This window comes from Acinetobacter sp. WCHAc060006, assembly GCF_004209135.1.
In the GTDB taxonomy this organism is placed as follows: domain Bacteria; phylum Pseudomonadota; class Gammaproteobacteria; order Pseudomonadales; family Moraxellaceae; genus Acinetobacter; species Acinetobacter cumulans.
In genome coordinates this window covers 97000-116000 of the sequence record NZ_SGSS01000010.1, presented here as the reverse complement: position 1 = coordinate 116000, position 19001 = coordinate 97000, and the positions used below count along the sequence as shown (strand labels likewise).

21 protein-coding genes and 1 pseudogene are annotated in these 19001 nt (G+C 39.4%); 10 read left to right on the top strand and 12 right to left on the bottom strand.

Annotated elements, in window-relative coordinates; all coding sequences use genetic code 11:
• Nucleotides 1-176 (bottom strand): annotated as a pseudogene (locus EXE29_RS17735) (YceI family protein); the annotation flags it as partial.
• Nucleotides 177-523: 347 nt separating this feature from the next.
• On the opposite strand from EXE29_RS17735, the gene EXE29_RS17730 reads away from it, so the two are divergent.
• Nucleotides 524-1054, top strand: a complete 531-nt coding sequence (locus EXE29_RS17730; protein WP_171406261.1) for a nuclear transport factor 2 family protein — start codon at nt 524-526, stop codon at nt 1052-1054.
• Nucleotides 1055-1160: 106 nt separating this feature from the next.
• On the opposite strand, the gene EXE29_RS08145 is transcribed toward EXE29_RS17730, so the two are convergent.
• The 3 genes from EXE29_RS08145 to tkt all read right to left on the bottom strand — a co-directional run bounded on the left by EXE29_RS08145 (nt 1161) and on the right by tkt (nt 4060).
• Nucleotides 1161-1613 (bottom strand): GNAT family N-acetyltransferase, encoded by a 453-nt coding sequence (locus EXE29_RS08145; protein WP_171356318.1) that lies wholly within the window; start codon nt 1611-1613, stop codon nt 1161-1163.
• Between the two features lie 107 nt (nt 1614-1720).
• Nucleotides 1721-1936 (bottom strand): hypothetical protein, encoded by a 216-nt coding sequence (locus EXE29_RS08140; RefSeq protein ID WP_106985436.1) that lies wholly within the window; start codon nt 1934-1936, stop codon nt 1721-1723.
• A gap of 135 nt (nt 1937-2071) precedes the next feature.
• Entirely contained in the window at nt 2072-4060 is a 1989-nt protein-coding gene (tkt, locus tag EXE29_RS08135; protein WP_120364447.1) for a transketolase, read from the bottom strand.
• A 704-nt stretch (nt 4061-4764) separates the two neighbouring features.
• Here tkt and metK point away from each other — a divergent pair.
• The 5 genes from metK (at nt 4765) to EXE29_RS08110 (ending at nt 9253) form a co-directional block, all read left to right on the top strand.
• A complete protein-coding gene (gene metK / locus EXE29_RS08130) occupies nt 4765-5931 on the top strand; it encodes a methionine adenosyltransferase (protein ID WP_106985434.1) in 1167 nt (388 codons plus the stop codon).
• Nucleotides 5932-6077: 146 nt separating this feature from the next.
• A complete protein-coding gene (locus EXE29_RS08125) occupies nt 6078-6512 on the top strand; it encodes an SMI1/KNR4 family protein (RefSeq protein ID WP_120364446.1) in 435 nt (144 codons plus the stop codon).
• Between the two features lie 157 nt (nt 6513-6669).
• Nucleotides 6670-7014 (top strand): hypothetical protein, encoded by a 345-nt coding sequence (locus EXE29_RS08120; protein ID WP_106985432.1) that lies wholly within the window; start codon nt 6670-6672, stop codon nt 7012-7014.
• A gap of 194 nt (nt 7015-7208) precedes the next feature.
• Nucleotides 7209-7910, top strand: a complete 702-nt coding sequence (locus EXE29_RS08115) for a VIT1/CCC1 transporter family protein (protein ID WP_106985431.1) — start codon at nt 7209-7211, stop codon at nt 7908-7910.
• A gap of 131 nt (nt 7911-8041) precedes the next feature.
• Complete coding sequence (locus tag EXE29_RS08110) at nt 8042-9253, top strand: YeeE/YedE family protein (protein WP_106985430.1); 1212 nt, start codon at nt 8042-8044, stop codon at nt 9251-9253.
• A gap of 56 nt (nt 9254-9309) precedes the next feature.
• On the opposite strand, the gene EXE29_RS08105 is transcribed toward EXE29_RS08110, so the two are convergent.
• The 3 genes from EXE29_RS08105 to EXE29_RS08095 are packed head-to-tail and all read right to left on the bottom strand — an operon-like array spanning nt 9310 to nt 11936.
• On the bottom strand, nt 9310-9837 hold the full coding sequence (locus EXE29_RS08105) for a hypothetical protein (RefSeq protein WP_106985429.1): 528 nt from the start codon (nt 9835-9837) through the stop codon (nt 9310-9312).
• 57 nt (nt 9838-9894) lie between these two features.
• Nucleotides 9895-10674 carry a TIGR03915 family putative DNA repair protein gene (locus EXE29_RS08100; RefSeq protein WP_120364445.1) on the bottom strand — a complete coding sequence of 260 codons (780 nt, stop codon included), beginning with the start codon at nt 10672-10674 and terminating at the stop codon, nt 9895-9897.
• A 2-nt stretch (nt 10675-10676) separates the two neighbouring features.
• Nucleotides 10677-11936, bottom strand: a complete 1260-nt coding sequence (locus tag EXE29_RS08095) for a putative DNA modification/repair radical SAM protein (protein WP_106985427.1) — start codon at nt 11934-11936, stop codon at nt 10677-10679.
• A 224-nt stretch (nt 11937-12160) separates the two neighbouring features.
• Between EXE29_RS08095 and EXE29_RS08090 the strand changes: the two genes are divergently transcribed.
• The gene (locus EXE29_RS08090) at nt 12161-13210 is read left to right on the top strand and encodes an NAD(P)H-dependent flavin oxidoreductase (protein ID WP_120364444.1); all 1050 of its coding nucleotides are present in this window, start codon (nt 12161-12163) and stop codon (nt 13208-13210) included.
• Between the two features lie 110 nt (nt 13211-13320).
• Nucleotides 13321-13470 (top strand): hypothetical protein, encoded by a 150-nt coding sequence (locus EXE29_RS17485; protein ID WP_165382488.1) that lies wholly within the window; start codon nt 13321-13323, stop codon nt 13468-13470.
• A gap of 103 nt (nt 13471-13573) precedes the next feature.
• Here the strand turns inward: EXE29_RS17485 and dusB are convergent, their stop codons facing one another.
• Entirely contained in the window at nt 13574-14590 is a 1017-nt protein-coding gene (gene dusB / locus EXE29_RS08085; RefSeq protein WP_265936309.1) for a tRNA dihydrouridine synthase DusB, read from the bottom strand.
• Nucleotides 14591-14737: 147 nt separating this feature from the next.
• Here dusB and EXE29_RS08080 point away from each other — a divergent pair, with 147 nt between their 5' ends.
• Nucleotides 14738-16354: a tyrosine-type recombinase/integrase gene (locus EXE29_RS08080; protein ID WP_120364442.1), complete on the top strand. Its 1617-nt coding sequence runs from the start codon at nt 14738-14740 to the stop codon at nt 16352-16354.
• A gap of 4 nt (nt 16355-16358) precedes the next feature.
• On the opposite strand, the gene EXE29_RS08075 is transcribed toward EXE29_RS08080, so the two are convergent.
• From EXE29_RS08075 to EXE29_RS08065, 3 genes are read right to left on the bottom strand one after another with little or no spacing between them, the layout of a single operon-like run.
• On the bottom strand, nt 16359-16868 hold the full coding sequence (locus EXE29_RS08075; protein ID WP_120364441.1) for a hypothetical protein: 510 nt from the start codon (nt 16866-16868) through the stop codon (nt 16359-16361).
• Nucleotides 16869-17495 carry a lysozyme gene (locus tag EXE29_RS08070; RefSeq protein WP_120364440.1) on the bottom strand — a complete coding sequence of 209 codons (627 nt, stop codon included), beginning with the start codon at nt 17493-17495 and terminating at the stop codon, nt 16869-16871.
• Complete coding sequence (locus EXE29_RS08065) at nt 17492-17872, bottom strand: SLAC1 family transporter (RefSeq protein WP_004761334.1); 381 nt, start codon at nt 17870-17872, stop codon at nt 17492-17494. The genes EXE29_RS08070 and EXE29_RS08065 overlap by 4 nt, the downstream gene beginning before the upstream one ends.
• Before the next feature lie 134 nt (nt 17873-18006).
• Here EXE29_RS08065 and EXE29_RS08060 point away from each other — a divergent pair, with 134 nt between their 5' ends.
• The gene (locus EXE29_RS08060; RefSeq protein WP_120364439.1) at nt 18007-18594 is read left to right on the top strand and encodes a DUF4124 domain-containing protein; all 588 of its coding nucleotides are present in this window, start codon (nt 18007-18009) and stop codon (nt 18592-18594) included.
• Nucleotides 18595-18625: 31 nt separating this feature from the next.
• Here the strand turns inward: EXE29_RS08060 and EXE29_RS08055 are convergent, their stop codons facing one another.
• Complete coding sequence (locus EXE29_RS08055; protein WP_065992606.1) at nt 18626-18943, bottom strand: Arc family DNA-binding protein; 318 nt, start codon at nt 18941-18943, stop codon at nt 18626-18628.
• Nucleotides 18944-19001 lie beyond the last annotated feature (58 nt).

Genomic DNA, 19001 nt, shown 5'->3' with positions numbered 1-19001 from the left:
TTAATCGTACCTTGAATATCACTAAAGTTTGCAGATGGTGTAGAAAAACCAAAGTGATTCCAATTAAATACAGTTGCCGTATGTGTTGGATCAATTTGATATGCTACAGGCTTTGCCATAGAAAAAGTTGCAACAGATGCAAGTGCTAAACCTACTGTTAATGCTTTGATGTTCATGTTTTTATCTCACTTAAGAATACAAATCAGTTTATACAGTTCTGCTAAAAATACACTGTTAAAGATAAAACGTTTTGTTGCATGTTTAGAACGATACATTTGTAAAAATTGACTATTTTCAGCATTCCGCTGGCGCTATTGTTTGACTATAGCCACATTGAACTAAAACACAGATTTACCATTTTCAAACACTTCAAATTAAAAAAATGCAACAATCTTTATAAGTAATAAATATTTAGCATTTTTTTTCCTAATTTTAGGATACTGTTGCTTGCAATCGCCCCTTTTTTGCTTATCTATAATGACTAAAATAATTTCACTACCTGAATAAATAAAGTTGATTTCCTATGTCAGAAAATTTACAAGCAATTAAAAAAGCCTTAAGCACAAAACAACCCAAAGATGTCGTTTTAGCCTTTTTACTTAACACATCAAAAGAACTGGTAGCCGATGCAACAGCACAGCTGGTCGCTGAAGATGCCGATTATGTTTCTTTAAATTTTAGTAACCCTGAACTAAAACAAATTGAACCTTGGGCTGGCTCTTACCAAGGCCGTGATGTTTATATTTATACTTTTGCAAATGTAGGGACTTATTGGCAAATTGATGATTTTCAAATTACCGACATGCTCGCTGAAGGTGAAACAGTGGCAGTATTTGGGCAGTTTACCTGCACATCCGTATATGCAAAACGCACCTTCACCTCACCATTTTCAATTAAAGCAATTGTCAAAGATGGCCTGATTACTTATTTCCAATTCATGGAAGACACTTATTCTTCTGCATCTTCCTTCCGTGTTGCTGGTGAATGGACCATCCAACAAGATGCCGATCCTGCAAAAAACTTTAAAGTTTCAGAAAAATCTAAAAGCGAATAAAATCCACATCGACATCTAAGCCACATTAAATGAATGTTTGGTGCGATTTAAAGATATTCACCCTGTAGATAAATGGTCAGACTAAAAATCATTTTTAGCTGGCCACTCAATTTAATCGATATTGAATAAACCCTGTTTTGCGTGCAATCTGATCATAAAGCTTTTGTGCAACGTCATTGTCTTGATGGGTTAACCAATACACACGATCACATTGTCTTTGCTTTGTATAAGCATGTACCTGCTCAATCAAAGCTTTAGCAATTCCCTGACCGCGTTGCTCATTCAACACAAATAGATCTTGTAAATACGCATAGGGTTGTATGGTCCAACAGCTGTCATGTTCAATCACATGCACCAAGCCCACTGCTTCATGGTCTAAATAAGCCACAAAGCCATAGATGTGTTCTTGCTTCGGATCAGTTAACTTCTGCCAAGTATTTAGGCTGAGCTCCTCAGTCAACTGTACTTGATAAAATTGTTGATAGCCTTGCCAGAGTTGCAACCAATCTGAATATTGAATGCCCGCCGACGATAATGCCTGAATATTGAATGTACTCACGATCTACTCTTTTGAATGCTCTATGTTTTTTATAAACAAAATATGCACATAAAAAAAGCTTTATTCTCCTTAAAAGAACAAAGCTTTTTTAGCACCGCATTCAAAACTTAAAGCTTTTCAATCAAGATGCGATCAATCTGTTTTAAACCTGTGGTTTTTTCATGATTTTTACGACGTACCTTAATAATTTTTTCTTCAGCCATATCCTGTAACAACAGCTCAACTGCAACCATGGCTTCTAATGGAAGGTCTTGACCAATCCATTTCTGCTCACCTGCATCCATTAAAGTGATCTCATCACTGATTTGCTCATATAAACTCATCTCTATCTCACTTCTTCGTTTTGCCTATGTATGGGTAAACTTTTGACAGCAATGTAATCAGCCCTGCTGTAAAGTTCAAAAATAAAAGACGCTCTCAATTGAGAGCGTCTTTTAAAGACTGTTTAATAACAGGTATTAAGCAGTGATTTCTTTAACTGCCGCAACAACAGCATCAGTAGTGATACCGAAGTGTTTGTACAAGTCTTTTGCAGGTGCAGATTCACCGTAAGTTGTCATACCAATTACGCGACCATCTAGACCAACAAATTTCCACCAGTAGTCAACATGTGCTGCTTCTACAGCAACACGAGCACGAATCGCTACTGGAAGAACTGCTTCACGGTAAGCTACATCTTGCTTCACAAACTCTTCAGCACATGGCATAGATACTACACGTACACCTTCGAGCTGTGCGTATGCTTCCATTGCCAATGATACTTCTGAACCAGTTGCAATAATAATTGCTTTAAGTTCGCCTTTTTCCTTCGCAAGGATATAACCACCTTTAGCCACGTCAGCAATTTGATCCGCTGTACGTGTTTGGAATGGTAAATTTTGACGAGAGAAAATTAACGCTGTTGGGCCTTCACTACGTAACAATGCAGATTTCCAAGAAATAGAAGCTTCTACAGTGTCACATGGGCGCCATGTGTTGAGGTTAGGCGTACCACGTAAAGATGCAATTTGCTCTACAGGTTGATGTGTAGGGCCATCTTCACCAAGACCAATTGAGTCATGTGTGTATACATGGATCACACGTTGCTTCATTAATGCAGACATACGTACTGCATTACGCGCATATTCCATAAACATTAAGAATGTAGCTACGTAAGGAACAAAGCCACCATGAAGCGCAACACCGTTCGCAATCGCAGTCATACCAAATTCACGTACGCCGTAGTGTACGTAGTTACCTGCTGGATTGTCTTGAACGCCTTGAGCGCCTTTCCAAAGTGTAAGGTTAGAGCCTGCTAAATCTGCAGAACCACCTAAAATTTCAGGAAGTAATGGTGCAAATGCTTGAATCGCATTTTGGCTTGCTTTACGTGTAGCAATCGTTTCTGCTTTAGCATTTACTTCTGCAATGTAAGCATCCGCTTGTGCAACAAAGTCAGCAGGAAGATCACCAGATAGACGGCGTTTAAGTTCTGAAGCTTCTGTTGGGTATTTCGTAGCATAAGCAGCAAATGTTTCATTCCAAGCAGACTCAGAAGCAGAACCTTTTGCTTTAGCATCCCAAGCTGCATATACGTCAGCAGGAATTTCGAATGGACCTTCTGTCCAACCTAAAGCTTCACGTGTTAACGCGATTTCGTCATTACCAAGCGGCGCACCGTGGCAATCTTCTTTACCTTGTTTGTTTGGAGAACCTAAACCAATCACTGTTTTACAAATAATGATGGTTGGTTTTTTAGTTTCAGCTTTCGCTTCCAAAGTTGCTGCACGAAGCGCATCTGCATCATGACCATCAACTTTAAGCACTTGCCAGCCGTAAGCCAAGAAGCGTTGCTCTGTATCGTCAGAGAACCAGCCTTCTACTTCGCCATCAATTGAGATGCCGTTGTCATCATAATAAGCAACAAGTTTACCTAGACCTAAAGTACCTGCCAATGAACATGCTTCGTGAGAAACACCTTCCATTAAGCAACCATCACCCAAGAAACAGTAAGTGAAGTGATCTACAACAGCGATGTCATCTTTGTTAAATTGCGCAGCTAAAGTTTTTTCAGCTAAAGCAAAACCTACAGCATTGGCAATACCTTGGCCAAGTGGACCAGTCGTTGTTTCAATACCAGGTGCATAACCAAGCTCTGGGTGACCCGGAGTTTTAGAGTGCAATTGACGGAATGCTTTTAAGTCATCAATTGAAAGATCATAGCCAGTCAAATGCAATAAAGCATACTGAAGCATAGAACCATGGCCATTAGACAATACAAAACGGTCACGGTTAGCCCATTGTGGGTTGCTAGGATTGTGATTTAAAAACTCACGCCATACAACGTCAGCAATATCTGCCATCCCCATTGGCGCGCCTGGATGGCCTGAATTCGCTTTTTGCACAGCATCCATTGCCAATACACGAATTGCGTTTGCAACTCGACGTTCATTAAGTGGGGTCGTCATAGGTCAGCGTCCAAATAAATCTAAAAGAAACTAGAAAAGTGAATAGAAATTCAAAACTGTGTATATTGTCTTAAAAAATAGCTAAGGGGTAAAGCCTCAAGCCCGAGTTTTCGCTATTAATTCGTAATGAAATCATTTTTTGCACAATTATCCAGCACATACCGCCTTAAAATTTTCTATATTTTTATAATCTTGCGATATATGTTTTGCATCTAAAACTGCAAAAATATATTTAAGATGACATGAATCTTCAGTTGCACCCTGGTAAACGCCACAAAAAAATCAAAACAAATACTTAAAATACAATATCTTAATCAAAAGATGAATTTTATTCATGTTTATAATTCAAAAATGAATTTTCATAGAAAAACTTAACAACATTACACTCATCCAATTACAAAATATGATTATATCCTCTTGTTTTGAAACAACTTAAACACATTAGCACAGCAACAAATCAGCCTCTGAAAGTCTTAAAGGCCAAAAAAACCTTGAATTATAGTCAGCACTTTACATGACTGAACGTATAAAATTTCAGCCACTTACATCTAATAAAGATAGCGTTATCACTTTTTTTAATGACCATATCAAATAAAACACCAATAAATTGAAATAAATTCATTCATTTTGGTCGACATGCGCTAGTCCTAAGACTGAAGTCGATGTAACATATTGCGTCTTTTAAATTAACTGTGATAGGACTTATGCGCGAGTACGCTGTATTTACCTCGGAATCTGTAAGCGAAGGCCATCCAGATAAAATGGCTGACCAAATCAGTGATGCTATTTTGGATGCGATCTTAAAAGAAGACCCTTATGCGCGGGTCGCTTGTGAAACGCTTGTAAAAACTGGTGCGGTCGTACTTGCTGGTGAAATCACAACGACTGCAAACGTCGACTTTGAAGCGATTGTCCGCAACACTGTAAATGGTATCGGCTACCATCATTCAGATCTTGGCTTCGATGGTTCAACTTGTGCTGTCATCAATATGATTGGTAAACAATCACCTGAAATTGCACAAGGTGTAGACCGCCAAAAACCTGAAGATCAAGGTGCTGGTGACCAAGGTTTAATGTTTGGCTATGCTAGCCGTGAAACAGATGTATTAATGCCTGCGCCAATTTCATACGCGCATCGCTTAATGGAAAAACAAGCAGAGTTACGTAAGCAAGGTACACTTTCTTGGTTACGCCCAGATGCGAAAAGCCAAGTAACTTTTGCCTATGAAAATGGCAAGCCTGTACGCTTAGATGCTGTTGTGCTTTCTACTCAGCATGACCCTTCAATTACTCAAGCACAGCTAAAAGAAGCTGTAATTGAAGAAATTGTGAAAAAAGTAATCCCAGCGGACATGTTCCATGCGGGTACTAAATTCCACATCAACCCAACAGGCATGTTCGTGATTGGTGGCCCTGTAGGTGACTGTGGTTTAACTGGCCGTAAAATTATTGTAGATACTTACGGCGGTATGGCTCGTCACGGTGGTGGTGCTTTCTCTGGTAAAGATCCATCTAAAGTTGACCGCTCTGCTGCATACGCAGGTCGTTATGTTGCTAAAAACATTGTGGCTGCTGGTCTTGCAGACAAATGTGAAATCCAAGTGTCTTATGCCATTGGTGTTGCTGAGCCAACTTCTATTTCTATCAACACATTCAACACTGCAAAAGTATCTGAAGATTTGATTATTGCATTGGTACGTGAACACTTCGACTTGCGTCCATACGGTATTACTCGCATGTTGAACTTGATTCAACCAATGTATCAACAAACTGCATCTTATGGCCACTTTGGTCGTGAAGGTTCTGATACTGCATTTACTTGGGAAAAAACAGATAAAGCTGAAGCGCTTAAAGCAGCTGCTGGTCTTTAATTGTAAATTTCTCGTTAAAAAAGCCTGCGCCATGCAGGCTTTTTTATTGTTCAATTTTTAATATGTCCATTTTACCCTCTCAACTATTGACTTAAATTTACGCAACTTTTATTAATAAGTATCTAAAATATATAAAGAATGATTTCATGCCATTTCCAGTAGAATACAAATTTATAAGCACTGCCGAGGAAAAATTAGGATTTAAATTTCCTGAAAAATATAAGGCAAAAATGCAAATTGAAAATGGTGGCGAATTCGCGATCAGCTTATCTGATGAAGACGAATATGAAGATAGTGACGATATTGAAGCATGGTGGCTTTTCCCCTTTCACGACACCAGTGATGTAAAACGAATTAAGCGTACTATGGAACATCTTGTCGCAGAGCATACATCCACTCTAGAAATTGAAGACTTCCCAGAAAACAGTGTTGCAATTGCGCATAATGGCGATGGTGATTACTTGTTAATGCGAGCTAATGAAGATTCACAATTGGGAGAAGAAATTTACTTATGGCGCCATGAAGACGCTGAATTTATCTACCTTCTAGCACCTTCAATTGAAGAGCTGATACCAAGTTAAGAAAATTATTTGTGCCAGCAATAATATTTCAAATATTAAAAGGCATATTGGTAAAAATTACACTTAATCAACAATTTTTGATCGATTTATAAACAGCCTTTCAGCTAATATATGTTCAGCCCATGCTACGGGTATAACAAAAAAAGGAAACTGTACAATGAATAAATTATTAGTTGCTCTAGGTTTAGCTGCCACTGTTGCACTTGTTGGCTGTAACAAAGACAAAGCTCCTGAAACTGGTGCTACAACGGGTGAACACCTTGAAAACGCCGCTGACCAAGCTGGCCATGATATCGCCAATGCAACATCAGAAGCAGCAACTGCGACTGCAACTGCTGTAGACAACGCAGCAACTGCGACAGCTGATGCTGCAAACAATGCCGCAAATCACGCTGAAGCCGCTGCACATGATGCAAAAGAAGCAGCGAAAGATGCGACTGCTGCAACAGCTGGTGCCGTTGAACAAGGTGCTGCAGACGTTAAAGAAAAAGCACAGCAATAATTTTATTGCATCCAACAAAGCCCTCTACATGAGGGCTTTGTTTTGTCTTCAAAAATATCACTACACGGCTCTTACAGCATCATTATCCCTAAGGAATCAAAGGCCTGTTGCTATTGACCATTTTACTTTGTCGATCTGCTCACACAGGCTATACTCCTTAACAGAACAATATTTAACTTAAGCGAGCATGTGTTATGCCTTCGTCTCATCATATAGAACAACATTATATGCAACGTACAGGCTGGTTACGTGCGTCTGTATTGGGCGCAAATGACGGCATTATTTCTGTGACAAGCTTAATTATGGGCATGGCAGCCAGTGGCGCTTCCACACAAACTTTGCTCATTACCTGTATTGCGGGTCTAATTTCGGGTGCGACCTCTATGGCTGCAGGCGAATATATTTCAGTGAAATCTCAAGAAGACATTGAAAAAGCTGACCTTGCTATGGAGCATCGTGAATTACAACGTAATCCAGAGCTAGAGCTCAAAGAACTTACTCACATTTATATTGCTCGTGGCTTAACACCAGAGCTGGCGCATGATGTTGCCGTGCAACTTACTGCTCAGAATGCTTTAGAAGCGCATGCGCGTGACGAAATTGGTATTAACGATAATACGGCAGCTAAACCTTTATTGGCTGCAGGCTCATCAGCTTTGGCATTTTCAATTGGGGCTTTATTTCCCATGTTGTCTATTTTGTTAAGCTCAGAGCAGTATGTCGCTCAAACAGTCATGGTTGTAGGTGTGGTTTCATTGGCTTTACTGGGTGCACTTTCAAGCTATGCTGCGGGTACATCGCTACTTAAAGGCAGTATGCGCGTATGTATTTGGGGCATTATTGCCATGCTTTTCTCCAGCTGGATTGGTTCTCTCTTTAATGTCACACCGCTATAGCATTTCTTACATATAATTTTTACTAATATAATAATTCAAATATACACATAGTATATTTATATATATTGTCCCTTGAGGGCTGTTAACTTTTATACAATAGCCCTGATTTTTTATTTTTAATTTAATCTCCTATGTCTGTTATTGCTGCACCTGCAAATCGATCAAATGTATCGGTTTGGGTGTCTTTTATTCTTTTAATTTTAGGTACGATCGGTGCCTATCAAGTGGTTGGCGTTAAACAAGCCCTCCTTTTCCTTATTGGTGGCGCGCTTGGTATGACGCTTTACCATGCTTCATTTGGCTTTACTTCGAGCTGGCGTGTATTTATTAAAGAACGTCGTGGCCGTGGTTTACGTGCACAAATGATCATGTTGTCTTTAGCCGTGTTGCTCTTTTTCCCTGCATTAGGTGCAGGTGAATTATTTGGCACGCCAGTCAAAGGTAATGTAAACCCTGTTTCTATGTCTGTCATGATTGGTGCTTTTATCTTTGGTATTGGCATGCAATTGGGTGGTGGCTGTGCATCAGGTACGCTTTATACTGTCGGCTCAGGCAGTATGCGCATGATTGTGACGCTGATCTTCTTCTGCACAGGCTCACTGATTGCAACCTCGCATATTGATTGGTGGTTTAACCTGCCGCATTTAGCTCCAATTTCTATTGTGACCAGCTTAGGTGTTGCCCCTGCTCTCTTCATCAACTTTGTATTATTTGCACTCATTGCTGTTGCAACAGTGTATTTTGAAAAGAAACGTCACGGTAGTTTAGAGCTTGAACCTGTAAGCCAAAACCATGGCTGGAAGCGTTTTATTCGTGGCCCATGGCCATTAATTTGGGGCGGTATTATTTTAACCCTCCTCAACTTTGCAACCTTGGCGCTTGCAGGTCGTCCTTGGGGTGTGACCTCTGCACTTGCAGTGTGGGCTGCCAAATCTGCAAGTGTTATGGGCATTGATGTTGCGTCATGGAACTACTGGCAACAACCTGCCAATGCAAAAGCCTTAGCCGAATCATTGTGGTTTGATATTACCTCTATGATGAACTTTGGCATTATGATTGGTGCATTATTGGCAGCTAGCCTTGCGGGTAAATTCGCTCCTAACTTTAATATTCCAAAGCGCTCACTTGCTGCTGCAGTAATTGGTGGCTTAATGTTGGGCTATGGTGCACGCTTAGCATACGGCTGTAACATTGGTGCGTACTTCAGTGGTATTGCATCGGGCAGTTTACATGGTTGGTTATGGCTGATCTTTGCTTTTATTGGTAATGGTATTGGTGTAAAACTACGTCCAATCTTTTTCCCTGGTGAACGTCCGCAACCTGAAAAACTCACAGGCTGTTAATACGCTTCATGAAAAAAAGACCATCAATATGGTCTTTTTTTTATTGCGCTTTATCATTATGCGTTTGGACTTAAAGCAGCTCTTAAATTGCAACCAAAGCCCATAATTTGCTGTGCTTGCTTATAGCTACTGTAGTCAGTTAAAGCAAATGCATAAAAAGCATCTGCATTGGCAAAGTGTGGTGCTAATGCTGTCTGAGATTGATGCTTTAATTGTATTTGATCTAACCACTGTAAATTAAAATGCCCAACGCGATAAAGCTCATTAAAATAAGCATTCATGAGCTGACAGTATTCTTCTTTCACAGGTTTAAGCGAGGTTGCACTCACCGCATGCAAATGCAAGGTACTCAAATTCGTGACATCTAAAGGTGATTGATCTGAAAATGCGATATTTTGCTGTTGCTTCAATTGCTGATAATCAGATGCCAATTGAGTATTTAAGGCATCAATCTTTTGTTGCAAACTTGCCACATCAGTCACAGCATAATCAGTGGCTTTGACTTCTACAGATGGCTTTTGATCGGCAGTGCAAGCACTGAGCATTAAGCTGGACATAATGCTCAAAGCAAGGACAAACTTCATAAATGCACTCTTTGGTCTAAAACTTTAAAACAGCCCATATTATGCATAAAATCCGAATTAAAGCGATTTCTCATTCATGTATCGCCAATAGCGTTTTGGTACATACTGCACATGCAGTCGCATATTTTTACGCGCTTCAATATTTACACTTCTAAAATAATCTTTCCAGAGCTGGTCGTATAACAGCTCATCATCGTCGAGTTGCACACTAAAAGCCTGACTATGTCCCAGCTGTAGATTTGTGTCTACCTCATACGCATTCATCTGTATCTGATGCACATCTTTTAAATCATAATAAATGCCGTACTTACGCTTTTCATCATAAATGAGCCATTGCTGATCTTGGTAACGACGGCAAAAATGTCTTTCAATTAAAGGTAAAACATTAAAATCTGGCGAAATCAGACTCAAATACAAGCCATCTTGGCATTTTTTAAAGCGTACAAATGCCTCCATGCGATGCTTTTCACGACCAACTTGCTTGGCCCATTGTGAAATACCCAACACATCGGCATGGCCATAATCCTGATCTACTGGACGCTGTGACTGAAAGACATAAACTGCAAAATTAAAACAATGCTGAAATGCTTCATCTTGCTCTGAGAGAAAGCTGTAATAAAAATTCCGCAGTGCTTGTGCTGAAAGCTTTTGTTTTAAACCCTGCCAGACCCGTTGCCCATGTTCCTCATTGGATGGAACCTCAACAAACTCATCAAATAAGCCTGACTGAGGCAGCTGTCCAGCGGACAGTTGTACACTAAATTCCTTAAACTCAAACGCGCGAAATACGCAGCTCAATAGCCCAGTCATCGTGCCATCAAATTGATAGACCGCCATGTTTAGAACCCGAAACCAAGCTGAGGTGACAATTGCTGCGTATATTTGGAATTGCCCATCTGCAAAATCTGATTGCGAATTTGGCTGGGTGTTTGGTCACGCTGAAACTTCGGCGTATCTACACAGCGGATAAAATGTTGCGCACGATTGTAAGACACACCCATACGCTTTAACTGGTCAATATGAATTTGCCCAAAGCGTCTTGCCTGTACTATTTTTTTAGCTGAACGTACGCCAATTCCCGGTACACGCATTATCATGCGGTAATCCGCACGGTTAATATCAATAGGAAATTGCTCTGGATGACGAAGCGCCCAGCTCAATTTCGGATCTACATCTAAATCCAAATTTGGATGAGCATCATCTACTATTTCAGATGCATCAAAGCCGTAAAATCGCATGAGCCAATCACTTTGATACAAGCGGTTTTCACGGAGCAATGGCGGTGCAGAACCTACCATTGGTAGCGCCTTTTCTTGTTCATTAATTGGAATATAGCCCGAAAAATACACGCGTTTTAGCTTAAATTCTTTATAGTGCCGATCCGCCATCATAATAATATCTTGATCCGTTTCTTGCGCAGCACCTACCACCATTTGCGTGGTCTGACCTGCAGGAACAAACTGTGGCACAGTCCGAATAATTTTCCGTTCATCTTTCAGTTCGATTAAACGGTCACGCACAATTCCTAAATCTTTTTGTACTTCTGCATGGCTTTTTTCGGGTGCAAATTGCTGTAAACCTGCTTCGGTCGGCATTTCCAAATTAATACTCATGCGGTCCACATATAAACCAGCCTCTGTAATAATTTCTTTGGACGCACCCGGAATCGTTTTCAGATGAATATAGCCGTTGAAGTTTTCTTCTAAGCGCAATTTTTTGACCACTTGTAGCATACGCTCCATCGTATGGTCGGCTGACTTAAAAATACCCGAACTTAAAAATAGCCCTTCAATATAATTACGACGATAAAAGTTGATGGTTAAATCCACAACTTCTTGCACGGTAAAGGCTGCCCGTTGCACATCATTGGAACGACGCGACACACAGTAGGCACAGTCAAAAATACACACATTGGTAAATAAGATTTTGAGTAATGACACACAGCGACCATCTTCGGTATAACTATGGCAAATACCATTACCTGTATTACCAAGACCGCGGTCTTTATTTTGGCGTTTGCTTCCACTGGATGAACACGACACATCATATTTAGCCGCATCTGCCAATATTTGCAATTTTTCACGAATACGTTCAGACATAGGAGAAATTCAGCGTAAATTATCAATTACAACTAAATTATAAGCCGCTCATCATAAGGAAATATAAAGTTAGGATCTTTACACGTCACGGTGTGTCGTTTAAAAATCGCGAGCTGTTTTCTTTTAATATTTAATACACATCTATTTACAGACAAAATAATGAATATGGTTTGCATAAAGCGTAGGCCTTCGGCAAAGTAAAAAGAATTGAGGAGGCAACTAAAATGAATGTATTAGAAGATTTAGCCATTAAACACCCCATTTTTTTATCTCCAATGGCAGGTGTTTCCACACCCACTTTGGCTGCTGAGGTATCTAATCAAGGGGGCTTAGGCGCACTCGGTCTAGGGGCAAGCAGTGTTGATGCCGCCAAGCAACAAATCTTAGCGACTCAAGCCTTAACTGATCATTCTTTTCAGGTCAATTTCTTTTGCCATCAATCGCAAGCGTTTAATCAGCAACGCTCCCAAACGTGGATTGATTATATACGCCCACAATTCAAACAATACGGCGCAGTCGCACCCACACAGCTCGATTGTATTTATCCAAGCTTTTTAGATCACGATGATTTTTTACAGCTTGTACTCGAAACACGTCCCAAAGCCGTCAGTTTTCACTTTGGCATTCCGTATCCCCATCAGATTCAAGCCTTAAAAGAAGCAGGCATTATCACGATGGTAACTGCAACCAACTTAATTGAAGCACGCGCAATTGAAGCGGCAGGCATTGATATCATTATTGCTCAGGGTATTGAAGCGGGTGGGCATCGTGGCATATTCAACCCAAGTTTTGACAGTAGCATTCAAACCAGTGACTTAGTACAATTACTGAAAAAACACTGCAATCTTCCAATTGTTGCAACAGGTGGCATTATGACAGGCCAAGATGCTAAATATATGCTGAAATTAGGTGCAGATGCCGTGCAACTCGGGACCGCATTTGTACAATGCAAAAGCTCGAATGCCAATGAAGCCTATCGTAAAGCATTATTTGATCAGCCTATTACGCAAATAACAACAAGCATATCGGGTCGACCTGCACGTGGATTAATTAATCATTGGCATAGTCAAATTGATACGCCTGAGCGCCCAATAGTTGCCGACTACCCTTATGCTTATGATTTAGCGAAACAGCTCCATCAACTTGCGTCACAACATGGTGATCATGGTTTTGGAGCATTTTGGGCGGGAAGCCAAGTTGCGAAAATTCGTGCCCTAGAAGCACCAGACTTAATAAATCAATTGGTTTTAGAAATGAATTTTAACGCAGACTAAATGCTCGTTTTTTTGAATAAGCCACCCCTCTTTGTTATCCAAAAGTAATATTATGTTGCTATATGTAAATCATATAAATAAACAACAACAGGATAACAATTAGGATATATATGGCAGCTGTTCTCCTTATTTTAGTGCTCATAGGGGTGTCCGTAGACACAACCCATCACTTTAAATCAGAAAAATCAACTCGAGTTACCCCAGCACAAGCGGATACTAAAGCTGATGTAACGCCTGCTTCTGAAGCACACGCCTCTTAAGCTCTACAGCAACCAAAAGATAAAAAACCAGCCACTTTGGCTGGTTTTTTCTTTAATGAGCAAAACGTATGTGTCACGTTACGCGCGTTAATACTATACAGATTTAGGTTTCTAGCAAGTTTACTTGTTCAACCTGCACATCACTCATAATGTCGCCATGATCAAGTAAATGATCAAAATACGCTTCTACCACTTTAAATTGTGCAGCAGTTGAATCTTCTTTATACATGTTTTGACGGAATTCATTACTTGAGCGTAAACCCTTGGTATACCAAGCAATGTGTTTACGTGAAATACGGCAGCCTGAGTATTCACCATAAAATTCATAGAGTTCTGCCAAATGCCCTAACAGCACTTTTTTAACTTCTTCAATATTAGGCGCGGCCAAGTGTTCACCAGTTTCCAAATAGTGCGCAATTTCCCTAAAGATCCAAGGGCGACCTTGTGCTGCACGGCCAATCATCACCGCATCCGCACCTGTATAATCCAATACATATTTGGCTTTTTCTGGTGTATCGATGTCGCCATTGGCAATCACTGGAATACTCAGTAAAGCTTTAACTTCTTTAATGAGAGCATAACGAGCAGTGTTTAAGTACATATCTTCACGGGTACGACCATGTAGAGCCAAAGCGGCAATCCCCGCTTCTTCAGCACGTTTCGCCACACGTAAAATATTTTCATGCCCATTTAAAAAGCCTAAACGGGTTTTAAGAGTCACTGGAACATCGACTGCCGCCACAACACTGTCTAAGATACGTGCAACAAGGTCTTCATCTTTCAGCAATGCTGAGCCTGCTAATTTATTACAAACTTTTTTGGCTGGACAACCCATATTGATGTCAACAATTTGCGCCCCATTCGCCACTTGAAAGCGTGCAGCTTCTGCAAGTTCTTGTGGATCTGAACCCGCAATTTGCGCTGAAATAGGCGCAATTTCACCATCAAAATTAGCACGATATAAACTCTTTTTACTCATGCGCAAGGTTTTGTCTGCCGTCATCATTTCACTGACCGCATGCCCTGCACCAAAGTATTTACATAACGTACGAAATGGCCGATCAGTAACCCCTGCCATCGGGGCGACAAAAATAGGGGAATGCTTTGATTTATCAAACAATTCTGCAATTACGTTGTTTTTACTCAATTTTCACTTTCCCATATTCTCAAAGGTTTTACATCATTTTCAATCATTCTTAACTATTCTTTACGCCTTATTTGCGCCATAATCACCCTTGTGGCGTAAATCCAACTTTATGGCGTAAATATGGGAACAATTGCAGAACGAACTACAGCAGATGGTAAAACTCGATACAGAGCTCAAATACGTATAACTCGTAAAGGCTTACCACCATTTATTAAAACAAGAACTTTTGCAAAAGAGTCATTGGCCAAAGAATGGATTAAGCGACTTGAAGCAGAGATTCTTGTTAATCCTGCTATTCTAAATCCAGAAGCCAAGGTTGTGTCAAAAACTTTAGAACAATTCATCACTCAATATTTAGATGAAATTAGTGACGAATTTGCTGATACCAAAACTGCAGCACTAAAAAATATATGTAATTATGATATTGCCCATAAAGATGCTTATACCCTTTCACGCCAAGATTTCTCATCATTTGCCATTGAACGACGAAAAGGCAATCCAATTGAAATGATAGATGGAGTTGCCCCAGCAACTGTATTAAAGGATTTATCCCATATTTCATCGGTTCTAAACCATGCTGAACTTGTATGGGGTGAAGATGTTGCACATGCTAAAAATGAATTATCACATTCGCTGATCGGTCTAAAAAAAGCTCGTATTGTTACTAAATCAAAGGAACGTGATCGTTTAATCACATCAGAAGAACTTCATATTCTGACCAATCACTTTTATAAAGGCTGGAAACGAGTTCGCAATGCCATTCCTATGCACCTGGTCATGTGGCTTGCGATCTATACAGGTCGTCGTGAAGGTGAACTATGTGAAATGCGTTTAGCTGATTTTGACAAAAAAAATAGTCAATGGAAGATCAGAGACGTTAAAAATCCAGATGGATCCAAAGGAAATCATAAGTTTGCCCATTTAGAGCCTAATGCCCTCCTCATTATTGAAGAATTACTTGAACCTTCTACTCGAAAAAGAATGCTGGAGCTGGGTTATAGTGATGAGCTTTTATTACCTGTCAATGTACAGACGGTCAGTGATTATTTTCGTAGAGCATGTCGTTTAAATGGAATTGAAGATTTAAGGTTCCATGATTTACGCCATGAAGCTGCAACACGCTATGCAGAGGATGGCTTTACGATACCGCAACTTCAAACAATTACATTGCATTCATCATGGAATAGTCTTAAACGGTATGTAAACCTAAGAAAACGTGGAGAACGTTTAGATTATCAGACAGCTATTCAATTTGCCCGACAACAATATGACGATAATTATTCTAAATTTGCTTTAAAACAAAGGTATGTATCAGCTGCTGATATTGCGGATGCAGAGGAAGCTTATTCTCAAGTTCAAACACCTGACGTTATAAATACTGAATTTTCTTTTATTAAAGAACAGTTGGAAAGATTTATGAAATCATTCCGCCCGACTAAAAGTGTTAAAGATATGTATAAAGAAAAATCCAATATACAAAACATATTTGCATGGAATGATGTGCAACAGTCTTTTGTGGTCCCATACATACAAAATGCTTGGGAAAATTGGTTTAATGATAATGGGGTTATTGATTGGAAACAGCTTCCAGATGATACAACTCACTTTAGCATTAAAGGGTTAGATGTATTAAAAATTGAAAATGAACGTGTGTATAAATGGGAAAAAGAAATAGAAAAATGGTTCGATATTACTAAATATTTTGATGCTGATATTTCAAACCTTATCAAGAAATAAACCCTCAATTGAGGGTTTTATTTAGTTCTGGCCAACTATCGTATAACCTCATTGCGTCCAGTGAATGTCCATCAGCTTTTTCTGCCAAGCTTCGATATTCTGCTGTGCAACTTTCGAGTAATTCTGAGTTGGCAATGGTGTAGTTAATGATGGTTTGCTTGGGAGCACTGGACAAACGTTTGTTGGCTTCACTGAGTTGCTTTGACAACCCACTAGCAGCCAAGTCAGCACTACGAGCGGCAGCATTCGCATCTTGTATTTTTTTAATCGCATTTTGTTCTACCTCTATAATTTTAGCTGACCATGTTTGCATAATGGCGGCTTTTTCCTTTTGAGCCTGATCAATTGCATCTTGATAAGGCTTAATAGCATCAGCTACTGCTTTAGTTTTAACTTTTTCAGCATTTGCCAATTTTCCAGCAAGAGAATTGGCATAAAAAACATATCCAAAGATAAATATCATCAAGCCTAAAATAATGTATTTGTAAAATTTACCTAACACAGCATCAATCATTTAAGCCACCTTTAGGAATAATGATTTTTCTTTTGCTCGACGATTGACTAAGCCTTGAATACGCTTTCCATTATCAAACACCCAACGATCAAATTGACTTGCAGCCGAGGTCAAACTGTTTTGATTAATAAGAGTAAGCATTGTGCTTTTTACAAATGCGGTTTCGCCTATGTTGTAGACAAAAGAAGCCAATGCATCAAATTGGTTTTGATTAAGATTAACTTTGACATTTTTATCAAGACAAGCATCAACCCATACACAATCGTTTTTAAGCCATTGTTTAGCTTCATTTCTCGTGCAAGTATCACCTTTTTTAACTGATGTACCATTTGGATATTTAATGGTACCAAAGCCAATAGTCCAAACACCTCCTGTATCTAAATAAGCTGTTGAACGAAAACCCTCAGCATCTCTAATAATTGCATAACCATTCTCAGAAATATCTCGCTGTCCATTTACTAAAGGTGTAGGTATTTCAAAGCCAATAAGTTTTGCAAAAACATTTAAGCCATTTTTCTCAATAATCTGATCACCAGCTACAACCTGAGATTGACTTAATTTGCCACCAGACATAGCACGAAGCCATGAATATGCCTGAGCAACTTGTTGTGATTGATCTACGCTCATTGTTTGTCACCTTTACCATTACTAAGTATTGAAATAAAGGCAGCTTTGACCTCACTAATAACCTCGGATAAAGGCTTACCCTGCATCAGTGCAATGGACTGATAAAGAATGCCAATCCCTAATAATCCAAAAACTGCAAACATAAGCATCACAAAGCCTTGAGCCATGTGAGAATATTTTGATAATTCGTAATATTCAATAAATGCTGAACCGCCATAAAGGCTGACTGAAACGCTGAATAAAAACTTGCCTATAACACCCAAAGAAACTTGAATTTTTCCGTTTTTATCAATGTCACCACTTAATACTAGGGCAAGAATAGCCCCCACTACGGCAGGCACAACTTTGATGATCCATGGAATTGTGTTTTCTTGCATAACTTGCCCCGAAATAAAACTCTACTTTATTTCGTAGAGTTTTATTTAAAGGTGGTTATTTAGCGAACCTTACAGGGGGTTGATACTGCTCTAAAATTAATCTATCGTAATTTCATATAATTATTATCTTTGAGATGCGCATGAGTGTATTAAAAATTACAACATTTATTTTACTGTGTATTCCAGTAAATCTATATGCAGGGGTCTACAAATGGGTTGATGCAAAAGGTAATGTTACCTATTCAAGTAAACCTCCACCAACGGGTGCAAAACAACAGAAGATTGAAACGATACGCTCGCTTGGATCAGCTCCCGCGCCTCAACGAACATATTCACAGAGTAATCGAAATTCTGCGCAACAATCCTATCAATCGCAAAATTATAGTCGTCAAACATACAGTCAACCTCAGCAACAAACGCGTTCTGCTGAACAAGAGGCTGAAAGACAAGCGTTATTAAGGTCAGCAAGCACTCCCTATAGTGGAGCAAGAGGTTTAACAGCCAGTCAACGCAATACACTATCAACTTTAAATGGTGGTGATAATTCTAGCGGTGGCTATTCAAATAGTTCTCAACGCCAACCATCGACAGTATCAAATTGTGATAGTTCAGGTTGCTGGGGATCAGATGGTACTCGTTATAATCGTGGTGCTGGTGATACTTACTTTCCTTCTACTGGTGGCTCATGCCAAAATGTCGGCGGACAAATGCAGTGTAATTAAACAATTAAAGCCGACATCAAGTCGGCTTTTTTTAATTCAATTGATTAATTAATTCTAACATTCTGCTTTTCGATGGATCGTCATCAGGTAGCTTTTCAGCTAGTTTAAGTACAAGAAGATTAGAGATTTCTAATTGTTTTTTAATCATATCATTTTTTTCTTCAACAGCCTGCATGTATTCAGAAACTAATGTTGAAGGAATATTGTTTTCAAAGCTCTTTTCTAAACGAGCAACAATTTCTTGATTCATAGAACGATTATTTGCTTTTGCTGTATTTACAATTTTCTCTCTAAATTCAGGTGATACTCGAACTTTGAGCGTCACAACACTGTTTTGATCTTCACTCATGAAAAATTAACCCAAATAAAACGAATATTACCCCCAAAATGGGTCTTGACCAATAACC

What these genes read in the sequence shown, in the direction of transcription:
- EXE29_RS08075 (WP_120364441.1), bottom strand. Translation starts at nt 16,868, where the DNA reads ATGATTGATGCTGTGTTAGGTAAATTTTACAAATACATTATTTTAGGC.
- EXE29_RS08095 (WP_106985427.1), bottom strand. Translation starts at nt 11,936, where the DNA reads ATGTCTGAACGTATTCGTGAAAAATTGCAAATATTGGCAGATGCGGCT.
- metK (WP_106985434.1), top strand. Translation starts at nt 4,765, where the DNA reads ATGCGCGAGTACGCTGTATTTACCTCGGAATCTGTAAGCGAAGGCCAT.
- EXE29_RS17730 (WP_171406261.1), top strand. Translation starts at nt 524, where the DNA reads ATGTCAGAAAATTTACAAGCAATTAAAAAAGCCTTAAGCACAAAACAA.
- EXE29_RS08060 (WP_120364439.1), top strand. Translation starts at nt 18,007, where the DNA reads ATGCGCATGAGTGTATTAAAAATTACAACATTTATTTTACTGTGTATT.
- EXE29_RS17485 (WP_165382488.1), top strand. Translation starts at nt 13,321, where the DNA reads ATGGCAGCTGTTCTCCTTATTTTAGTGCTCATAGGGGTGTCCGTAGAC.
- EXE29_RS08070 (WP_120364440.1), bottom strand. Translation starts at nt 17,495, where the DNA reads ATGAGCGTAGATCAATCACAACAAGTTGCTCAGGCATATTCATGGCTT.
- EXE29_RS08115 (WP_106985431.1), top strand. Translation starts at nt 7,209, where the DNA reads ATGCCTTCGTCTCATCATATAGAACAACATTATATGCAACGTACAGGC.
- EXE29_RS08090 (WP_120364444.1), top strand. Translation starts at nt 12,161, where the DNA reads ATGAATGTATTAGAAGATTTAGCCATTAAACACCCCATTTTTTTATCT.
- EXE29_RS08120 (WP_106985432.1), top strand. Translation starts at nt 6,670, where the DNA reads ATGAATAAATTATTAGTTGCTCTAGGTTTAGCTGCCACTGTTGCACTT.
- tkt (WP_120364447.1), bottom strand. Translation starts at nt 4,060, where the DNA reads ATGACGACCCCACTTAATGAACGTCGAGTTGCAAACGCAATTCGTGTA.
- EXE29_RS08110 (WP_106985430.1), top strand. Translation starts at nt 8,042, where the DNA reads ATGTCTGTTATTGCTGCACCTGCAAATCGATCAAATGTATCGGTTTGG.
- EXE29_RS08080 (WP_120364442.1), top strand. Translation starts at nt 14,738, where the DNA reads ATGGGAACAATTGCAGAACGAACTACAGCAGATGGTAAAACTCGATAC.
- EXE29_RS08065 (WP_004761334.1), bottom strand. Translation starts at nt 17,872, where the DNA reads ATGCAAGAAAACACAATTCCATGGATCATCAAAGTTGTGCCTGCCGTA.
- EXE29_RS08140 (WP_106985436.1), bottom strand. Translation starts at nt 1,936, where the DNA reads ATGAGTTTATATGAGCAAATCAGTGATGAGATCACTTTAATGGATGCA.
- EXE29_RS08105 (WP_106985429.1), bottom strand. Translation starts at nt 9,837, where the DNA reads ATGAAGTTTGTCCTTGCTTTGAGCATTATGTCCAGCTTAATGCTCAGT.
- EXE29_RS08100 (WP_120364445.1), bottom strand. Translation starts at nt 10,674, where the DNA reads ATGGCGGTCTATCAATTTGATGGCACGATGACTGGGCTATTGAGCTGC.
- EXE29_RS08125 (WP_120364446.1), top strand. Translation starts at nt 6,078, where the DNA reads ATGCCATTTCCAGTAGAATACAAATTTATAAGCACTGCCGAGGAAAAA.
- EXE29_RS08055 (WP_065992606.1), bottom strand. Translation starts at nt 18,943, where the DNA reads ATGAGTGAAGATCAAAACAGTGTTGTGACGCTCAAAGTTCGAGTATCA.